Annotated in this window: 17 protein-coding genes; 7 read left to right on the top strand and 10 right to left on the bottom strand. The window is 71.0% G+C overall.

The window, feature by feature from the left end; translation table 11 throughout:
* Nucleotides 1-21: 21 nt before the first annotated feature.
* From ABD151_RS07000 to ABD151_RS06990, 3 genes are all read right to left on the bottom strand, one after another.
* Nucleotides 22-882 carry a hypothetical protein gene (locus ABD151_RS07000; RefSeq protein ID WP_343992706.1) on the bottom strand — a complete coding sequence of 287 codons (861 nt, stop codon included), beginning with the start codon at nucleotides 880-882 and terminating at the stop codon, nucleotides 22-24.
* A gap of 36 nt (nucleotides 883-918) precedes the next feature.
* The gene (locus ABD151_RS06995; protein ID WP_343992704.1) at nucleotides 919-1,569 is read right to left on the bottom strand and encodes a response regulator transcription factor; all 651 of its coding nucleotides are present in this window, start codon (nucleotides 1,567-1,569) and stop codon (nucleotides 919-921) included.
* A gap of 62 nt (nucleotides 1,570-1,631) precedes the next feature.
* The gene (locus ABD151_RS06990) at nucleotides 1,632-2,369 is read right to left on the bottom strand and encodes a GAF and ANTAR domain-containing protein (RefSeq protein ID WP_343992702.1); all 738 of its coding nucleotides are present in this window, start codon (nucleotides 2,367-2,369) and stop codon (nucleotides 1,632-1,634) included.
* Between the two features lie 168 nt (nucleotides 2,370-2,537).
* On the opposite strand from ABD151_RS06990, the gene ABD151_RS06985 reads away from it, so the two are divergent.
* On the top strand, nucleotides 2,538-3,131 hold the full coding sequence (locus ABD151_RS06985) for a dihydrofolate reductase family protein (RefSeq protein WP_343992700.1): 594 nt from the start codon (nucleotides 2,538-2,540) through the stop codon (nucleotides 3,129-3,131).
* Between the two features lie 11 nt (nucleotides 3,132-3,142).
* On the opposite strand, the gene ABD151_RS06980 is transcribed toward ABD151_RS06985, so the two are convergent.
* Complete coding sequence (locus ABD151_RS06980) at nucleotides 3,143-4,042, bottom strand: hypothetical protein (RefSeq protein ID WP_343992698.1); 900 nt, start codon at nucleotides 4,040-4,042, stop codon at nucleotides 3,143-3,145.
* A gap of 98 nt (nucleotides 4,043-4,140) precedes the next feature.
* Here ABD151_RS06980 and ABD151_RS06975 point away from each other — a divergent pair, with 98 nt between their 5' ends.
* Nucleotides 4,141-4,794 (top strand): hypothetical protein, encoded by a 654-nt coding sequence (locus tag ABD151_RS06975; protein ID WP_343992696.1) that lies wholly within the window; start codon nucleotides 4,141-4,143, stop codon nucleotides 4,792-4,794.
* Nucleotides 4,787-5,356 (top strand): RNA polymerase sigma factor, encoded by a 570-nt coding sequence (locus ABD151_RS06970; protein ID WP_343992694.1) that lies wholly within the window; start codon nucleotides 4,787-4,789, stop codon nucleotides 5,354-5,356. The genes ABD151_RS06975 and ABD151_RS06970 overlap by 8 nt, the downstream gene beginning before the upstream one ends.
* Nucleotides 5,357-5,431: 75 nt before the next feature.
* On the opposite strand, the gene ABD151_RS06965 is transcribed toward ABD151_RS06970, so the two are convergent.
* The gene (locus ABD151_RS06965) at nucleotides 5,432-5,824 is read right to left on the bottom strand and encodes a hypothetical protein (protein WP_343992692.1); all 393 of its coding nucleotides are present in this window, start codon (nucleotides 5,822-5,824) and stop codon (nucleotides 5,432-5,434) included.
* 88 nt (nucleotides 5,825-5,912) lie between these two features.
* Complete coding sequence (locus ABD151_RS06960) at nucleotides 5,913-6,308, bottom strand: low affinity iron permease family protein (protein ID WP_343992690.1); 396 nt, start codon at nucleotides 6,306-6,308, stop codon at nucleotides 5,913-5,915.
* A gap of 115 nt (nucleotides 6,309-6,423) precedes the next feature.
* Here ABD151_RS06960 and ABD151_RS06955 point away from each other — a divergent pair, with 115 nt between their 5' ends.
* Nucleotides 6,424-6,660, top strand: a complete 237-nt coding sequence (locus tag ABD151_RS06955) for a hypothetical protein (protein WP_343992688.1) — start codon at nucleotides 6,424-6,426, stop codon at nucleotides 6,658-6,660.
* Between the two features lie 49 nt (nucleotides 6,661-6,709).
* Here the strand turns inward: ABD151_RS06955 and ABD151_RS06950 are convergent, their stop codons facing one another.
* The gene (locus tag ABD151_RS06950; protein WP_343992686.1) at nucleotides 6,710-7,534 is read right to left on the bottom strand and encodes a sigma-70 family RNA polymerase sigma factor; all 825 of its coding nucleotides are present in this window, start codon (nucleotides 7,532-7,534) and stop codon (nucleotides 6,710-6,712) included.
* 133 nt (nucleotides 7,535-7,667) lie between these two features.
* On the opposite strand from ABD151_RS06950, the gene ABD151_RS06945 reads away from it, so the two are divergent.
* Genes ABD151_RS06945 through ABD151_RS06935 form a run of 3 tightly spaced genes read left to right on the top strand, consistent with a single transcriptional unit; the run spans nucleotide 7,668 to nucleotide 9,750 of the window.
* The gene (locus tag ABD151_RS06945) at nucleotides 7,668-8,315 is read left to right on the top strand and encodes a DsbA family protein (protein WP_343992684.1); all 648 of its coding nucleotides are present in this window, start codon (nucleotides 7,668-7,670) and stop codon (nucleotides 8,313-8,315) included.
* On the top strand, nucleotides 8,312-8,917 hold the full coding sequence (locus ABD151_RS06940; RefSeq protein WP_343992682.1) for a vitamin K epoxide reductase family protein: 606 nt from the start codon (nucleotides 8,312-8,314) through the stop codon (nucleotides 8,915-8,917). The genes ABD151_RS06945 and ABD151_RS06940 overlap by 4 nt, the downstream gene beginning before the upstream one ends.
* A complete protein-coding gene (locus tag ABD151_RS06935) occupies nucleotides 8,914-9,750 on the top strand; it encodes a DUF3152 domain-containing protein (protein ID WP_343992680.1) in 837 nt (278 codons plus the stop codon). Before ABD151_RS06940 ends, ABD151_RS06935 begins: the two co-directional genes overlap by 4 nt.
* Before the next feature lie 26 nt (nucleotides 9,751-9,776).
* On the opposite strand, the gene ABD151_RS06930 is transcribed toward ABD151_RS06935, so the two are convergent.
* From ABD151_RS06930 to ABD151_RS06920, 3 genes are all read right to left on the bottom strand, one after another.
* Nucleotides 9,777-10,733 (bottom strand): M56 family metallopeptidase, encoded by a 957-nt coding sequence (locus ABD151_RS06930; protein ID WP_343992678.1) that lies wholly within the window; start codon nucleotides 10,731-10,733, stop codon nucleotides 9,777-9,779.
* The gene (locus ABD151_RS06925) at nucleotides 10,733-11,098 is read right to left on the bottom strand and encodes a BlaI/MecI/CopY family transcriptional regulator (protein WP_343992676.1); all 366 of its coding nucleotides are present in this window, start codon (nucleotides 11,096-11,098) and stop codon (nucleotides 10,733-10,735) included. Before ABD151_RS06925 ends, ABD151_RS06930 begins: the two co-directional genes overlap by 1 nt.
* A partial coding sequence (locus tag ABD151_RS06920) for a bifunctional copper resistance protein CopD/cytochrome c oxidase assembly protein (RefSeq protein WP_343992674.1) occupies nucleotides 11,095-13,201 on the bottom strand: 2,107 nt, incomplete at its 5' end. The genes ABD151_RS06925 and ABD151_RS06920, both read right to left, overlap by 4 nt.

The following is a 13,201-nucleotide window of genomic DNA, read 5'->3' as shown; positions in this document are numbered from 1 at the left end:
CGCTGAGGTCACATTGAGTTGTCAGCACAGCTTGGTGTTCGCCTGCCAGATGAGCTTGATCCCGGTGGCGTCGAGGGACTGCATGATCATGCTGGAGGAGTTGAACCAGGCATAGTCACGGTTCGGGCCGCCGCTGGCCCGCCAGGCGACGCGTCCCTTCGGGGTGACCACCCGCAGGACGCCCGTCCGGGACATGCGCAACTCAGAACCCCGGACGTGAGTCCGAGACTGCCAGGTGACCATGGAGCCGCAGCGCTGTACTAGGTTGCCGTCGCGCTGCATGGTCAACGTCGTGACCTTCCCGCCGGAGAAGGCTGTCTCCCAGGCGTTGCGGAACTTCTGTCCCGGCTTCAAGCGCATCCCGCCGGACATCTGCGTCTGGCCGCTGTGTGACCTCCAGACGACCTTGCCGGACTTCGTGGTGAGAGTGAGCGCGCCGTTGCCCCGCACGTTGAGCTGGACGGCGCCGCTGCCCTTCGTGCCGCTGTGCCAGAGCTGCCGGCCGCGCGAGGTGACCAGGGCAAGGTCGCCATTGCGGCGCAGGCGCAACCTGGTGCGGTCACGCTCGGCGCTGAACCAGCCCGTGGTGTCGGTGCGGAACCAGGTGCCGGTCGAGGTGGAGCTGGTGCCGTCTCGCCCTGGCAGCGGGATCGTCTCCCGAAGTTCGACGTCACCGGAGGTCACCGTCAGCGTGTACCAGCCGTTGGTGAGCTCCGAGCGGGAGGTGCCGGCCACCAAGGCCTGGCCTGCGAACAGCGTTGTCGTGCTCCGCTCCGCCTGCGGGGCGCGGTGGGAGGGAGTCTGGTCGGCGGTCATCGGCCCTGCTCCTGCGGGGCCGACGCCGAGCGCTGCGACTCCCAGTGCCAGGAGTGCGCTGGTCATGGCCGCACGCGAGATCAACGGATGCATCGGCCCACCCTAGAGGCGGGTGCGATCGGGGTCGGTGTCGAACCCGTTCTCCAGGGCCCAGCGCACGGCTTGGCTGCGGCGCTGGGCGCCGATCTTGCGGTACGCGTTGCGGATGTGGGTCTTCACCGAGTTGACGCTGAGGTAGAGCGCCAGCGCGATCTCCTGGTTGCTGAGGCCGCGCGCGATCAGGGCGAGCACCTCGCTCTCCCGCGCTCCGAGGCCGGCCTCGCGCCCCGGCCAGTCGCCGACGGGCCGGGTGGCGGAGCGGGGCGACGGCGTCTCCACGATCCGCTCGCCGTCGTGGACCGCGCGCAGCGCCTCCACCAGGCGCTCGGCGCTCAGCGCCTTGGACAGGTAGCCGGCGGCACCCTGACTGAGGGCCTTCTCCACCAACTCCGGGTCGGTGTTCCAGGCGAAGACCACGATCTTCGACCTCGAGGAGTCGGCGAGCTGGCTCAGCGTCTGCTCACCGGCCTCGCCGGGGCGCGCGAAGGTGTCGAACAGGACGATGTCGACGTCGTCGGTCGCCGGACGCCGGGTGTCGAGCTCGACCACCTCGACGTGCTCGGGATGGTCGGCGAGCATCCGGGCGATCCCGGCCACGACGATCTCGTAGTCGTTCAGCACCGCGATCCGCGGCGGTCGTGGGGGTGTCGACATCGGGTCCTCCTCAACAGGGTCGACGGTTCAGGCGCACCAGGAAATCTACGGGGCCCGGCGAACTACGCCCCGACGTCGCCCGCCGGCTCCGGCAGCAGCGGATCCGAGCCGCCGTCGATGACCACCTCCACCGCCTGGCTGACCGGGATTCCGTGCTCCGCCGCGTAGCGCCGGATCGCGGAGTACGCGGCCGCCTCGCTCAGGTCGTGACGCTGCATCAGGATGCCCTGCGCGACGCCGATCAGGTGCCGGGTCCGGATCGAGGTCTCCAGGCGGTCCACCACCTTGGCGGTGGTCAGCGCGGTGCCTACGTGGGTCGCGAAGACCAGCGCCCGGTCGACGTCGTCGGGGGTGAAGGTGTCGGCGGCGCGGTCATAGACCGAGATCAACCCCATCACCCGGTCGCCCTCGTCGCGGTACGACGTCAGCTGGATCGCCAGCACGGAGCGAACCCCGAGCTCGGCGAGCTGCCGGCACCAGCGCGGCCACCGCTGCTCGGTCGCGGTGTCGCTGACCAGGAAGGCGCCAGGGTCCTGCGGCGGCTCCCAGAGCGGGCCCTCGCGCAGCTCGCGCTGAAGTGCGCCGCAGCGGACGACGAGATCGTCGGTGGCCACCATCGACTCCCAGGTGCCCGCCCGTCGCAGCAGGGCGTCGCAGGAGGTCGCTCGAGGAACCACGTCGAAGACCAGCTCAGCCACTCGCTCCCAGGTGCGTCCCGGGTCGGTGAGTGCCCCCAGCTCCCCACTGACGGCGGCGAACTCCGCCGCATCCGACAGGCTGCCCGACCCCTCAGCGACCAACGGCTCGTCTGTCGTCCTCGATCACTGACGGAGAGTAGCCAGTCCCGTCCAGGAGAATCTTCACCCTTTGGGGTGATTGTTCTTTTCGCCCATCGCGCTGAGGGGCGATCGATGAGTCCGCCGGGTGCCATGGGTCGGTATGGGTGACCGCCGACCTCAGGAGGACCGATGACCGCCACGTACACCTTCGACATCTTCTCCACCCTGGACGGCTACGGCTCGTACCAGCCGCCCGGCGACTGGGGCGGCTACTGGGGCAAGCAGGGGCCCGAGCTGCTCGCCCACCGCCGCGAGCAGTACGCGGGGGAGCAGCGGATGGTCTTCGGTGCCACCACCTTCGTCGAGTTCATCGAGATGCTGGCCGGGGCGCCGGAGGACGCCGACGTCCGCGACCCATGGGTGCAGCGGATGTGTGCACTGCCGGCGACGGTGATCTCGTCGACGCTGACCGGACCCCAGGACTGGCCGGACGCAACGGTGGTGGCCGGCGATCCGGTGGAGATCGTCACCCGCTTGAAGGCGGAGTCGGATGCCCCGATGCGCTCGCACGGCAGCCTCCGGCTCAACCACGCCCTGCTGGCGGCCGGACTGGTCGACCGGGTCCAGGTCACCGTCTTCCCGGTGATCAGCGGCCGCAGTGGCACCGCCCCGATCTTCGGGGGCGCCGGCGACTTCGACCTGGAGCTGCTGTCGGCCACCACGCTGGACGGCGACATCCAGGAGCTCGTCTATCGCCCGAGCGTGCACCTCTACGGAGGCTGAGCCGGACGGCGTCAGCTCGCGCGGCGGCGCTCCTTGGCGGTGGGGCCGACCCAGTCGCTCGGCAGCGGCACCGGACGGAAGGTGAGGAAGATCGAGGTCGTCGCGTCCGGTCGCAGCGGGTCGTAGAGGACCTCGACGTCGCGGATGCTCGAGACCTCGACCGTGCTGGCGGACACGTAGCGCTCCAGATGGCGCGCCGTCCCGGCGTCGTCGGTGAACCGGATTGTGACCAGGGCGCCGACCACCCGTCGCCGGCCGGTGTCGTCGGAGGTGGTGCGCACCGCCAGCTCGTGGACCGTCCCCGGCGTGCGGCGCCCGACGGCCAGCAGCCGATCGCGCTCCTGCGCCGCCGAACGGTCCGCGCCGTGCGCGCGCAGCGCCCGCCAGCAGGCGAGCGCCGAGAGCACCACCAGCAGCAGCGGCAGCCAGATCGTGGCGCGGTAGGCGATCCACGAGCCGGTGCCCCAGGTCGCCTCGCCGCCGAAGACCGAGTCGGGCGAGCTGCCGACCTCCACCGGAGCCAGCCACTGCGGCACCAGCGCGATGAAGCCGCAGCTGAAGGCGATCACCCCGGTCGCGCCCGGAAGCGGCCACGGCCGCTCGCCGCCGCGGTAGCGCAGGATCGCGCGCCGGTAGAGCAGGGCGCCGAGCGCGATGGCGGCGAAGCCCACGACGAAGCAGATGGGAAGCGACCACGGCGCGCTGGTCAGCCGGGTGGCCCGGTCGTCGAAGGCGTCGTCGAGGACGGTGTGGCGCACCTCCTCGGCCAGGATCGAGAACGCAACGCCGAATGCTGCGGCACCGGCCGCGAGCAGGACCAGACCGGCGATGCCGAGCTGCAGCTGCCGTGCGCTGCCACGCTGCCCGACCACCTCGTCGTGGCGTTGTGCTGCTGGGTCGGTCGTGCTCATCGTCGTTCCTCCGTCGGCCCGGTCCGCTGGAGCGCCCATGGTAGTGACAGATCCGGGTACGCTGGGGCGGACCAGACAAGTCTCGGAACGGCCCTCCCATGACGCTCTCCCCTCGCGATCTCCGCGTGGACGCCCCGCGCCTCGACGCGCCGGACCACTTCTTCGAGCAGCTGGCAGCGCTGGCCCGCGACAGCAAGCCGTCGGCCGCGCCGCGCCGTGGCGCCACCCTGGCTGCCGCGACGGTGGGCGTCTTCGCGCTGGGCGTCGGCGGTGCCTGGGCGACCGGGGCCATCGACGTCCCGGGGCTGCCCAGCCAGCAGCCCGCCCCGCCGGCCAAGACGCCGGGCGGGCCAGGGTCGCCCGAGCCCTCGCCGAGCTCGGTGCCCGACGACTCCGCCACCTCCGGGAGCCAGGACGGCGACCCGCAGGGGCGCCAGCCGGGCGACAAGGACCGCACCCGGCCCGAGGGACCGGGCGGATCGCCGTCCGGAGACTCCGGCCGGGGCCAGGGCGCCGAGAACGGCCAGGGCGCCGAGCACGGACAGGGTGCGGACAACGGCAACTCCGACGACGCCGGGCAGGGCAAGGCGAAGGGGAAGACCAAGGAGCGGCCCGACTCCGGCAAGGGCCAGCAGAAGCAGGCCGAGAAGCCCGCCAAGCCCGCGAAGCCGGAGAAGACCCAGAAGCCCAAGCCCACCCAGGCCGCCACCCCCGAACAGGGCCGTGCGGACGACACCTCAGGCGATGGCTGACGACGGCGCGGTGACCCGGGCCCGTCAGGGCGACCCGGAGGCATGGCGCGAGCTCTACGCCGAGCATGCCGGGCGGCTGCTGGCGTGGCTGCGGCTGCGCCCGCTCGGCGACGCTGCGCTGAGCGCGGACGACGTGGCCGGCGAGGCCTGGTTCGTGGCGGCGTCGAAGATCGCCGACTTCGAGGGCACCAGCGAGGAGTTCGCGGGCTGGCTCTTCGGCATCGCCCGCAAGCTCACCGCGAACGCACAGCGCACCGCGCAGCGCCGGGCGACCACCCCCCAGGAGCCCGACGACCTGGCCGAGGCGGTCGGGCCGGCCGAGGACCACGCCGGCGACCACGAGCGCCTCGACTGGGTGCGCTCGGTGCTGGCCACCCTCTCCCAGCGCGAGCGGGACTGCATCGGCCTGGTCGACGCCCTCGGCATGGAGCCCAAGCAGGCCGCCGCGGTGCTCGGGATCAGCCCGGTGGCGTTGCGCGTCGCCCGGCACCGCGGCCTGCGCCGGCTCAACCGCGACGGCACCACACACGCGCGGCTGCTGGTCGACCAGGCACGCGGCTGAATGAGCCCCGAAGGGCCCCAGAGATGAGCCGAGGCGGCGAAGGTCTCCCTTCGCCGCCTCCCCCGTTGGCTGTGATCAGGCAGCCGGGGTCTCCACCGGAGTCTGCTTGGCCTGGCAGTCGGCCAGCCGGGCCTGGGCCTTGGCGAGACGCTGGAGCTGAGCCTTCTTCGCCTTCTTGGCGTGCTCCTTCTTCTCCTTCGCGGCAGCCAGGGCGCGCTTGGCCTTGGCCTTCTCGCTGCGGTTGTCCGCCTTGACGACGGCCTTCTTGGCCTTCTTCACCTTGGTGGCCTGCTTCTCGAAGACCGCGGTCACGCGGGCCAGGGCGTCCTCGGCGTTGGCGACCTGGGTGGTCTGCTTCGCGCAGGGCTCCTTCGGGGCCTCGGTGGCGTGGGCGGCAGGCGCCATCAGTGCGCCGAAGGACAGGGTGAGGCCGGCCAGGGCGGCGGTGACTCGCGTGGACTTCTGCATGGGGATATCTCCTCTTTCGACAACTGATGTCACCCAGTACCTGTCGTCACCGGGGCGAGGCGTTACATCGGTGTCGGGATTCCTTCGATCAGTGCCGCTCCTCCAGGCCGACGGCGTCGCGCAGTTTCTGCACGGACTCGCTGAGCGCCGGATCGTCCTGGGCACGCGAGGTCATCAGGTCGGAGAGTGCCTCGGCGATCACGTTGAGCTTCTCGTGGGAGCTCTCCTCCGAGCGCCGTCCGGCGTTCTGCAACAGCACCAGCAGCAGCAAGGACAGCACCGACGAGCCGGTATGCAGCGCCAGCTCCCACTTCGTGGTGCTCGACCAGAGCGGCAGGCTCGCCACCCAGAGCAGCAGGGCAGCGACGATCACGTAGAAGAAGGGGGCGCTGCTGACGGTGGTGTTGACCCGCTCCACGAAGTGCTCGAACGGGCCGCGCCCGGAGCCCTTGCGCCGCGAGTCGGCGGCCTCGTTGCGTTCCATGCCTCAACCTAGCCCTTCAATGTGACCTGTCAGCAAGAAAATTGGCCGAATCCGCGCGCTGAGGTCACATTGGGGGCGGGTGGTCCGTCAGATAGGTATGACCGAAGGAGAAGCCATGAAGACCATGACCTGCCGCCAGCTCGGTGGCCCGTGCGACCTCGCCCACCAGGGGGAGACCGCCGACGACGTGATCAACGCCCAGGACCGGCACCTCAAGGAGGCCGTCAAGGCCGGCGACGAGGCGCACATCCCGGCCCGTGAGGACATGAAGGGCCGGTGGAAGCACCCGGTGAAGTCGATGGGCTGGTACCGGGACATGAAGAAGGCGTTCGCCGAGCTCCCCGAGGACTGATCCAATGTGACCTCAGCGCTGACCATTCGACCGAATGGCAGCGCTGAGGTCACATTGAGTTCTTGCGGAGGCGGACGGCGGCCAACAGCTCGGGCTCGGCGCGGAACCGGATCGCGGCGACCCGGCCGTCGACGATGCTGAAGTCGAACGCCACCTGCGGCTTGCCGCGCTGCATCCAGGCCGCGCCCGGTCGGTCTTCGACGAAGGCCGAGAACGCGGCCTGGGCGGCACCGTTGAAGAAGGTCGCCACCTCGTCGCGACCGCTCAAGGTCGGAGTGCCCATCGCCGCAGCAGCGGCGTCACCGTCGACCACCACGTCGGGGGCGAGGAGTTCGAGGAGCCGGCTGAAGTCGCCCTCGCGGGCGGCGGCCATGAACGCATCGACGATCTGCCAGTCGGCCAGCGCGTCCTCGGCGGCTGGCTGGGTGACCTTGGCCCGGGCGCGGGAGGCCAGCTTGCGCGCCGCCGTCGGCGAGGTGCCGAGCAGCGCCGCGACCGTGGTGAAGTCGAACCCGAAACTGTCGTGCAGGACGAAGGCCACCCGCTCGCCGGGGCTGAGCCGGTCCAGCACCACCTGGAGGGCGATCCCCACCGTGTCGGCGAGCGCGATCTCCTCGGCCGGGTCCGGAACGTGCTCGAAGAGCTCCAGCTCGTCGGCCGGGGTCGGCACCTTGGCCCGCAGCCGGTCCAGGCAGAGCCGCGTGGTCACGGTGGTCAACCAGCCGCCGAGGTTGGCGATCTCGGTCTCTGTCGATCGGAGCCGCAGCCAGGCCTGCTGGACGACGTCCTCGGCTTCGGCGTTGTCGTTGAGGATGCGCGCGGCGACCCGCACCAAGCGCGGTCGTTCGGCTTCGAAGGCGAGGGTCTGGTCCATGGTCATCCCATCATCGCGGTTAGGTCCGTCATCGTGATGACGTTCCCGGGGCGGCAGATGTGACCGGCGGCGAACGGAGCCACCCACCCGACATCTACTATCTCCCTTAGTAGATGTCGAAGGGATGGGGCTTGTGCGCGCACAGACCAAGCTGGCGGCGATCGTTGCCGCGCTGATCGTGCTGACCGTGGGGTTCGTCTGGATGCAGTCCGACGACGGCCCGAAGGAGGCGTCCACCGCTGCGGAGCGCAGCGCGCTGGTGCGACCCGACAGCAGGATCCTCGGCGAGAAGGGCGACGGCAAGGTCACCTTCGTCGAGTTCCTGGACTTCGAGTGCGAGGGCTGCCGCGCGGCATACCCGTACGTCGAGGAGATGCGGGAGAAGTACGGCGACGAGGTCACCTTCGTGGTCCGCTACTTCCCGATGCGCGGACACTTCAACTCCGAGCGCGCGGCGCGCTCCGTCGAGTCGGCTGCACGCCAGGGCAAGTTCGAGGCGATGTACGCCAAGATGTTCGCCACCCAGGAGGAGTGGGGCGAGCAGCGCAAGCCACTCGACGACCTCTTCCGTGGCTTCGCTGAGGAGCTCGGGCTGGACATGGCGGTCTACGACGCCGACTACTCCTCCACCGAGGTCAAGGAGCGGATCCAGCGCGATATCGCCGACGGTGAGAGCCTCGAGGTCCGCGGCACCCCGACCTTCTACGTCAACGGCAAGCCCTTCCAGCCGCAGTACGTCGAGGACTTCGAGAAGGTGCTCGACGAGGCCCTCGGGCGATGAGTGAGGCGACCCCGGCGTTCTCCGACCGACGACTCGGCTTGGGGCTGACGCTCGGCGGGGTGGTCGGAGTGGTCGCTTCGCTGACGCTGCTGATCGAGCGGATCATGCTGGCCGAGGACGCCGACTACGTGCCGTCGTGCAGCCTCAACCCGGTGCTCAGCTGTGGTTCGGTGATGGAGTCCTGGCAGGCCTCCGTCTTCGGCTTCCCCAACCCCATCCTCGGTGTCGTCGGGTTCTCCGTGCTCACCACGGTCGGAGTGGTGGTGGCGAGTGGTGCCGCGCTGCCGCGGTGGTTCTGGCTCGGGCTCCAGGCCGGCGTCACGCTCGGTCTCGCCTTCGTGCTCTGGCTGATCCACCAGAGCCTCTACCGGATCGGCGCGCTCTGCCCTTACTGCATGGTGGTCTGGGCGACCGGATGGACCGTGCTGCTGTACCTGACGCTGCACAACGCCGCCCACGGCGTGTTCGGAGCCCGCGTGCAGGCTCACCCGGCAGTCGGACGGCTGCGAGAGTGGCACGCCCCGATCCTGGTGCTGGGCTTCGTGATCGTGCTCGCGCTGATCACCGACCGGTTCTGGGACTACTGGTCGGGCCTGGTGTGACGCCGCCACCATCGCGCCACGGACGGCGCGCGGATCGCGCGCGGCATCGGGCCCCTCGGCGTCCCCTGCCGCTGCGATGGCTGGGCGCTGGTCTGGCGATCGCCGCGGTCGCCACCGCCGGCTTCGCGCAGCGCGACGGCGGCACCGACGACGCCGAACCCACCGTCACCTCGGGGAAGAGCACTACCCGAGGATCGACCTCGGCAGGCGAGGAGCCCGGCAACCCCGAGCCGGCTCAGGCGCCGACGTCGCCGTACTCGATCGCGCCCCGGGTCAGGCTGGTGCCGATCGAGGTCCCGGCACTGGGCACGGGCTCGTTCGCGGTGGCGAAGCGGATCTTGGACGATGCGACCGGCTCCGTCAGCGGTGCCGAGACGATGACCGTCCGGATCGAGGTCGAAGGTGGGCTCCGCCATCAGCCTGACGCCGTCGCGAAGCGGGTGATGCGGACGCTGCGTGATCCGCGAGGCTGGTCCGGGGCGAAGGGCGTTCGCTTCGTCCAGGTTGCCGATGAGCCGGACCTCCGGATCGTGCTCGCCACGCCGCGGACCACCGACGCCCTCTGCGCGCCCTTGCTGACCCTGGGCAAGGTCTCGTGTCGCAACGGTGACGTGGTGGTCCTCAACGCCTGGCGTTGGGAGGTCGGCACCGATGACTACGCCGGTGAACTGGAGAGGTACCGGACCTACCTGATCAACCACGAGGTCGGCCACGCACTCGGCGAGTCCCATGTCGACTGCCCCGGGGCCGGCCAGCCGGCGCCGGTGATGCAGCAGCAGACCTATGGCTTGCAGAGCTGCCGGATCAACGTCTGGCCGGACCCCGCGCGCTAGCGGGCATCTAGCAGCGCACGCGCCGCTCAGGCGCCGAGCGCCACCGACGCCGCAGTGCCACAACACTGCGTGGCAAGGGCTTCCAGGGCCGGCGCCGCGACCATGAGCGCGGGGCTCACCAGCACGGCTGCCGAGGTGATCGCGGCACCCACCCGGCGCCGGGTGCCCCACGGCGACGGGGTTCGCGAGAGCCGACGTACCCGCTCGGCGGTCGCCACCGCACCAGCCCCGAGGCCCGGCTGGGGGACGGCGAAGCTCAACGTCAGGAGGGCGGAGGCCAAGGTGCGCCGTCCGCCGTTCCTGGTGGCGTCGTCGTCCGCCTGCATCTCGGCGAGGCGCGCGATCTGGTGCTGGGTGACGGCGAAGAAGGAGATCGGCGCGAAGGCCCGGCGCAGCGCGGCGGCGAAGTCGAGGGCGACGTCGTGGCGGGCACGGAGGTGGCTCCGTTCGTGGGCCAGCACCAGATCGAGCTGGCGGGCGCTGAGCAACTCCCGCGCGGCCGTGGTCACCACGATCGCGCTCCGCCGTCCCGGAAGGCAGTAGACCAAGGGGTGAGTACTGGTCAGCAGGTAGTAGCCAGCGGGCTCCGGGCTGCCGATCAGGGCCAGACGGGAGAGCTGACCCTGTCGCGTTGCGCGGGTGGCGCGACTCTGCGCCAGCCAGAACCAGCCGATCCGGGCGATCAGCAGAGCGGTCCCGGTCAGGACGACCACGGTGAGCACGGTGCCGCCGGGCAGACCGTAGTGCTCGCAGAGCGCCGCCGGCGAGAGCGGCAGGTCGTCCAGGACCGAGGAGTTGGTGACCAGCACCGGGATGGCGGCGGCCAGTCCGGCGAAGACCAGACTGGAGGCCACCGCGATCGACAATGCCTGCCAGGCTCGGATTCCCCAGCGGGGGGCTGCCGACCAGCGGCCGAGTCGCATCAGCCGTGGGCCGACCGTTGCACCGAGGAAGGCCAGCGCCAGCATCATCAGGCTGGCCATCAGGGCATGCCGCGCTCGAGATGGGTGAGCGCGCTCCGGAGCTCGGCGAGGTCGGACTCCGACATCTGCTCCACGAAGTTCATCAGCACAGCACCCCGGTCGGGGCTCTGGGCCAGGACGTCTTCGATCAGGCCGGCCGTGTGCTGCTCGCGGCTCAACAGCGCGCGGTAGCGGTACGCCCGGCCATCCTTCTCCCGCGCGACGAAGCCCTTGCCATGCAGGTTGTCGAGCACCGTCATCACCGTCGTGTAGGCGACGTCGCGCGAGCTCTGCAGGGTCTCCAGCACGTCGCGCACGGTGGCCGACGACGGGCGCTCCCACAGGCACGCCATCACCTTCGCCTCGAGCTGGCCGAGCGGTCTCATCGCGGCTCGCTCGCAGTGTCGCTGCCCTCGGCCCCGGGAGTCTCGGCGACCACGCTCTCGCGGGAGCGCCCCCGGCCCTCGGTGCCCTCGGCGATCCGCTGCAGGAAGGCGTTGTAGGCGGCCAGCTCCTGGTCGCCGGTGCGGTCCTCGTTGCGGTCGAAGCGGCGTCGCTCGCGCCGGTCCGAGGAGACCCAGCCCGCCAACAGGCTCAACGCGATGATCGCCAACGGCAGCTCGCCGAACGCCCAGCCGATCGAGGCGCCGCGGTACTGGTCGTCGGCCAGCGACTCGCCCCAGCTGCGGTCGAACATCGCGAACCAGTCCTCGGCCAGGATCTGGTCGCTGGCCATCAGCGCGATCGCGAAGAACGCGTGGAAGGCGAAGGTGACCATCATCAGCAGCAGCCGCAGCGGGTAGCTGGGGCGCTTGATGCCCGGGTCGGTGCCGATCAGGCAGCTGACCAGCACGTACCCGCTGAGCAGGAAGTGGAAGGTCATCAGGACGTGACCGGTGTGCGCGCGCATCGAGAGCTCGAACAGCGGCGAGTAGTAGAAGGCCATCATCCCGACGACGAAGATCACCGCCGCGACGATCGGGTTGGTGAGCACCGCCGCCGGGCGCGAGTGCACGATCGCCAACAGCCACTCGCGGATGCCGCGGCTGCCGTCGCGGCGCGCCGGGAGAGCGCGCAACGCCAGCGTGATCGGGGCACCGAGCACCAGGAAGACCGGGACCGCCATCGCGATCGTCATGTGCTGCACCATGTGCGCGCTGAAGAGCACCCGGCCGTAGACCGCGGGGGCGCCGCTGGTCGCCCAGAAGAAGATCAGCCAGCCGATCACCCAGGCCAGGGTCCGCGCCCACGGCCAGGTGTCGCCGCGCCGGCGCAGCCGGACCACGGCGAGCAGGTAGCTGGCCACCAGCAGGAGCGTGAGCGGGGCGAAGAGGACGTCGATGTTCCACTCGGTCAGCCAGCGGGAGCCGGTCAGCTCCGGCGGGAACGGGCGGCCGAGCTCGGTCTCGGCCAGGCTCAGGCTGCCCGCGCCGACCGGTGCCGGGGGAGCGCTGCGGTTGAGCGCGACGCCGAGACCCGCAGCGGCGAACAGCACGACGAGCTCCGCGCTCACCAGCCGGGCGAAGGCCCGCGGTGCACCGTCGGCGAGGCGTCCGATCAGGTGCCGGCGATGCCACCAGCCGGCGATCCCGAGCAGCACCAGGGCGCCGACCTTGAGCAGGACCAGCACGCCGTAGTCGGTCCACAGGTCGCTCAGCCGCGGGATCCGGAGCGCGGCGCCGAGGACGCCGGAGATCCCGACGCCGGCCAGGCTCCAGGCGGCCAGCACCGAGAACCGGCGCACCGCCGTCGCCAGGTGCTCCGCGCTGAGATCGCGGCGGACCCACGCCAGCGCGGCCAGGGCGCCGGCCCAGATGCCGATGCCGAGCAGGTGGATGAACTGGTAGTTGACCGCCTCCTCGTGGTTCGCGGTGCCGGCGGCGTGGCCGGTCAGCGCCAGCGTCCACAGCCCGGCCACACTGAGCGCGAGCAGCCAGCCGGTGCCGCCGACCCGCTGCACGAAGGTAGCGCCGATCGCGATCAGGGTGGCGAGTCCGGCACCCCAGACCAGGTAGGTGCCGAGGTCGAAGGAGCGGGCGAAGAGCAGGACTCCGTCGGCGAAGCCGGGGTCGCCGATCCGGATCCCGGAGGCGTCGGAGTAGGTCAGGGCGATCAGCAGCAGCGAGGTGAGCGCCCAGGTCAGCGCGCTGAGCTGGCTCAGGGCGAGCAGCCGGGCACGGGGTCCGCGCAGGCGCTCGTCGTCCTTGACGCCGGGCAGGCAGGTGGCGATCGCCAGCAGCGCGCCCAGGGTGACCAGTGCGCCGACGTCGCGCACGGCCTGGACGACGGGCAGCGAGAAGCGGGTGATCGGGCCCGGGTCGGGAAGCCCGGAGATGGTGGCCCCGGTCAGCGAGTCGGTGAGAGCGGCACCGGCCAGCGCGATGAGCGTCGTCCAGAGCACCAGCGCCGCAGCGGCCAGGGGGCGACCCGGGGCGCGGCTCGCGGGCGCCGTCGTCGGCGCGGGGGCGGCCTGCTCGGCGCGGTGCCCG

This window comes from Nocardioides dubius (assembly GCF_039528155.1).
Classification (GTDB): domain Bacteria; phylum Actinomycetota; class Actinomycetes; order Propionibacteriales; family Nocardioidaceae; genus Nocardioides; species Nocardioides dubius.
The sequence above is the reverse complement of the archived record's forward strand: the minus strand, read 5'-3'. Positions and strand labels throughout refer to the sequence as shown.

What these genes read in the sequence shown, in the direction of transcription:
- ABD151_RS07000 (WP_343992706.1), bottom strand. Translation starts at nt 882, where the DNA reads ATGACCAGCGCACTCCTGGCACTGGGAGTCGCAGCGCTCGGCGTCGGC.
- ABD151_RS06995 (WP_343992704.1), bottom strand. Translation starts at nt 1,569, where the DNA reads ATGTCGACACCCCCACGACCGCCGCGGATCGCGGTGCTGAACGACTAC.
- ABD151_RS06985 (WP_343992700.1), top strand. Translation starts at nt 2,538, where the DNA reads ATGACCGCCACGTACACCTTCGACATCTTCTCCACCCTGGACGGCTAC.
- ABD151_RS06980 (WP_343992698.1), bottom strand. Translation starts at nt 4,042, where the DNA reads ATGAGCACGACCGACCCAGCAGCACAACGCCACGACGAGGTGGTCGGG.
- ABD151_RS06975 (WP_343992696.1), top strand. Translation starts at nt 4,141, where the DNA reads ATGACGCTCTCCCCTCGCGATCTCCGCGTGGACGCCCCGCGCCTCGAC.
- ABD151_RS06970 (WP_343992694.1), top strand. Translation starts at nt 4,787, where the DNA reads ATGGCTGACGACGGCGCGGTGACCCGGGCCCGTCAGGGCGACCCGGAG.
- ABD151_RS06965 (WP_343992692.1), bottom strand. Translation starts at nt 5,824, where the DNA reads ATGCAGAAGTCCACGCGAGTCACCGCCGCCCTGGCCGGCCTCACCCTG.
- ABD151_RS06960 (WP_343992690.1), bottom strand. Translation starts at nt 6,308, where the DNA reads ATGGAACGCAACGAGGCCGCCGACTCGCGGCGCAAGGGCTCCGGGCGC.
- ABD151_RS06955 (WP_343992688.1), top strand. Translation starts at nt 6,424, where the DNA reads ATGAAGACCATGACCTGCCGCCAGCTCGGTGGCCCGTGCGACCTCGCC.
- ABD151_RS06950 (WP_343992686.1), bottom strand. Translation starts at nt 7,534, where the DNA reads ATGGACCAGACCCTCGCCTTCGAAGCCGAACGACCGCGCTTGGTGCGG.
- ABD151_RS06940 (WP_343992682.1), top strand. Translation starts at nt 8,312, where the DNA reads ATGAGTGAGGCGACCCCGGCGTTCTCCGACCGACGACTCGGCTTGGGG.
- ABD151_RS06930 (WP_343992678.1), bottom strand. Translation starts at nt 10,733, where the DNA reads ATGGCCAGCCTGATGATGCTGGCGCTGGCCTTCCTCGGTGCAACGGTC.
- ABD151_RS06925 (WP_343992676.1), bottom strand. Translation starts at nt 11,098, where the DNA reads ATGAGACCGCTCGGCCAGCTCGAGGCGAAGGTGATGGCGTGCCTGTGG.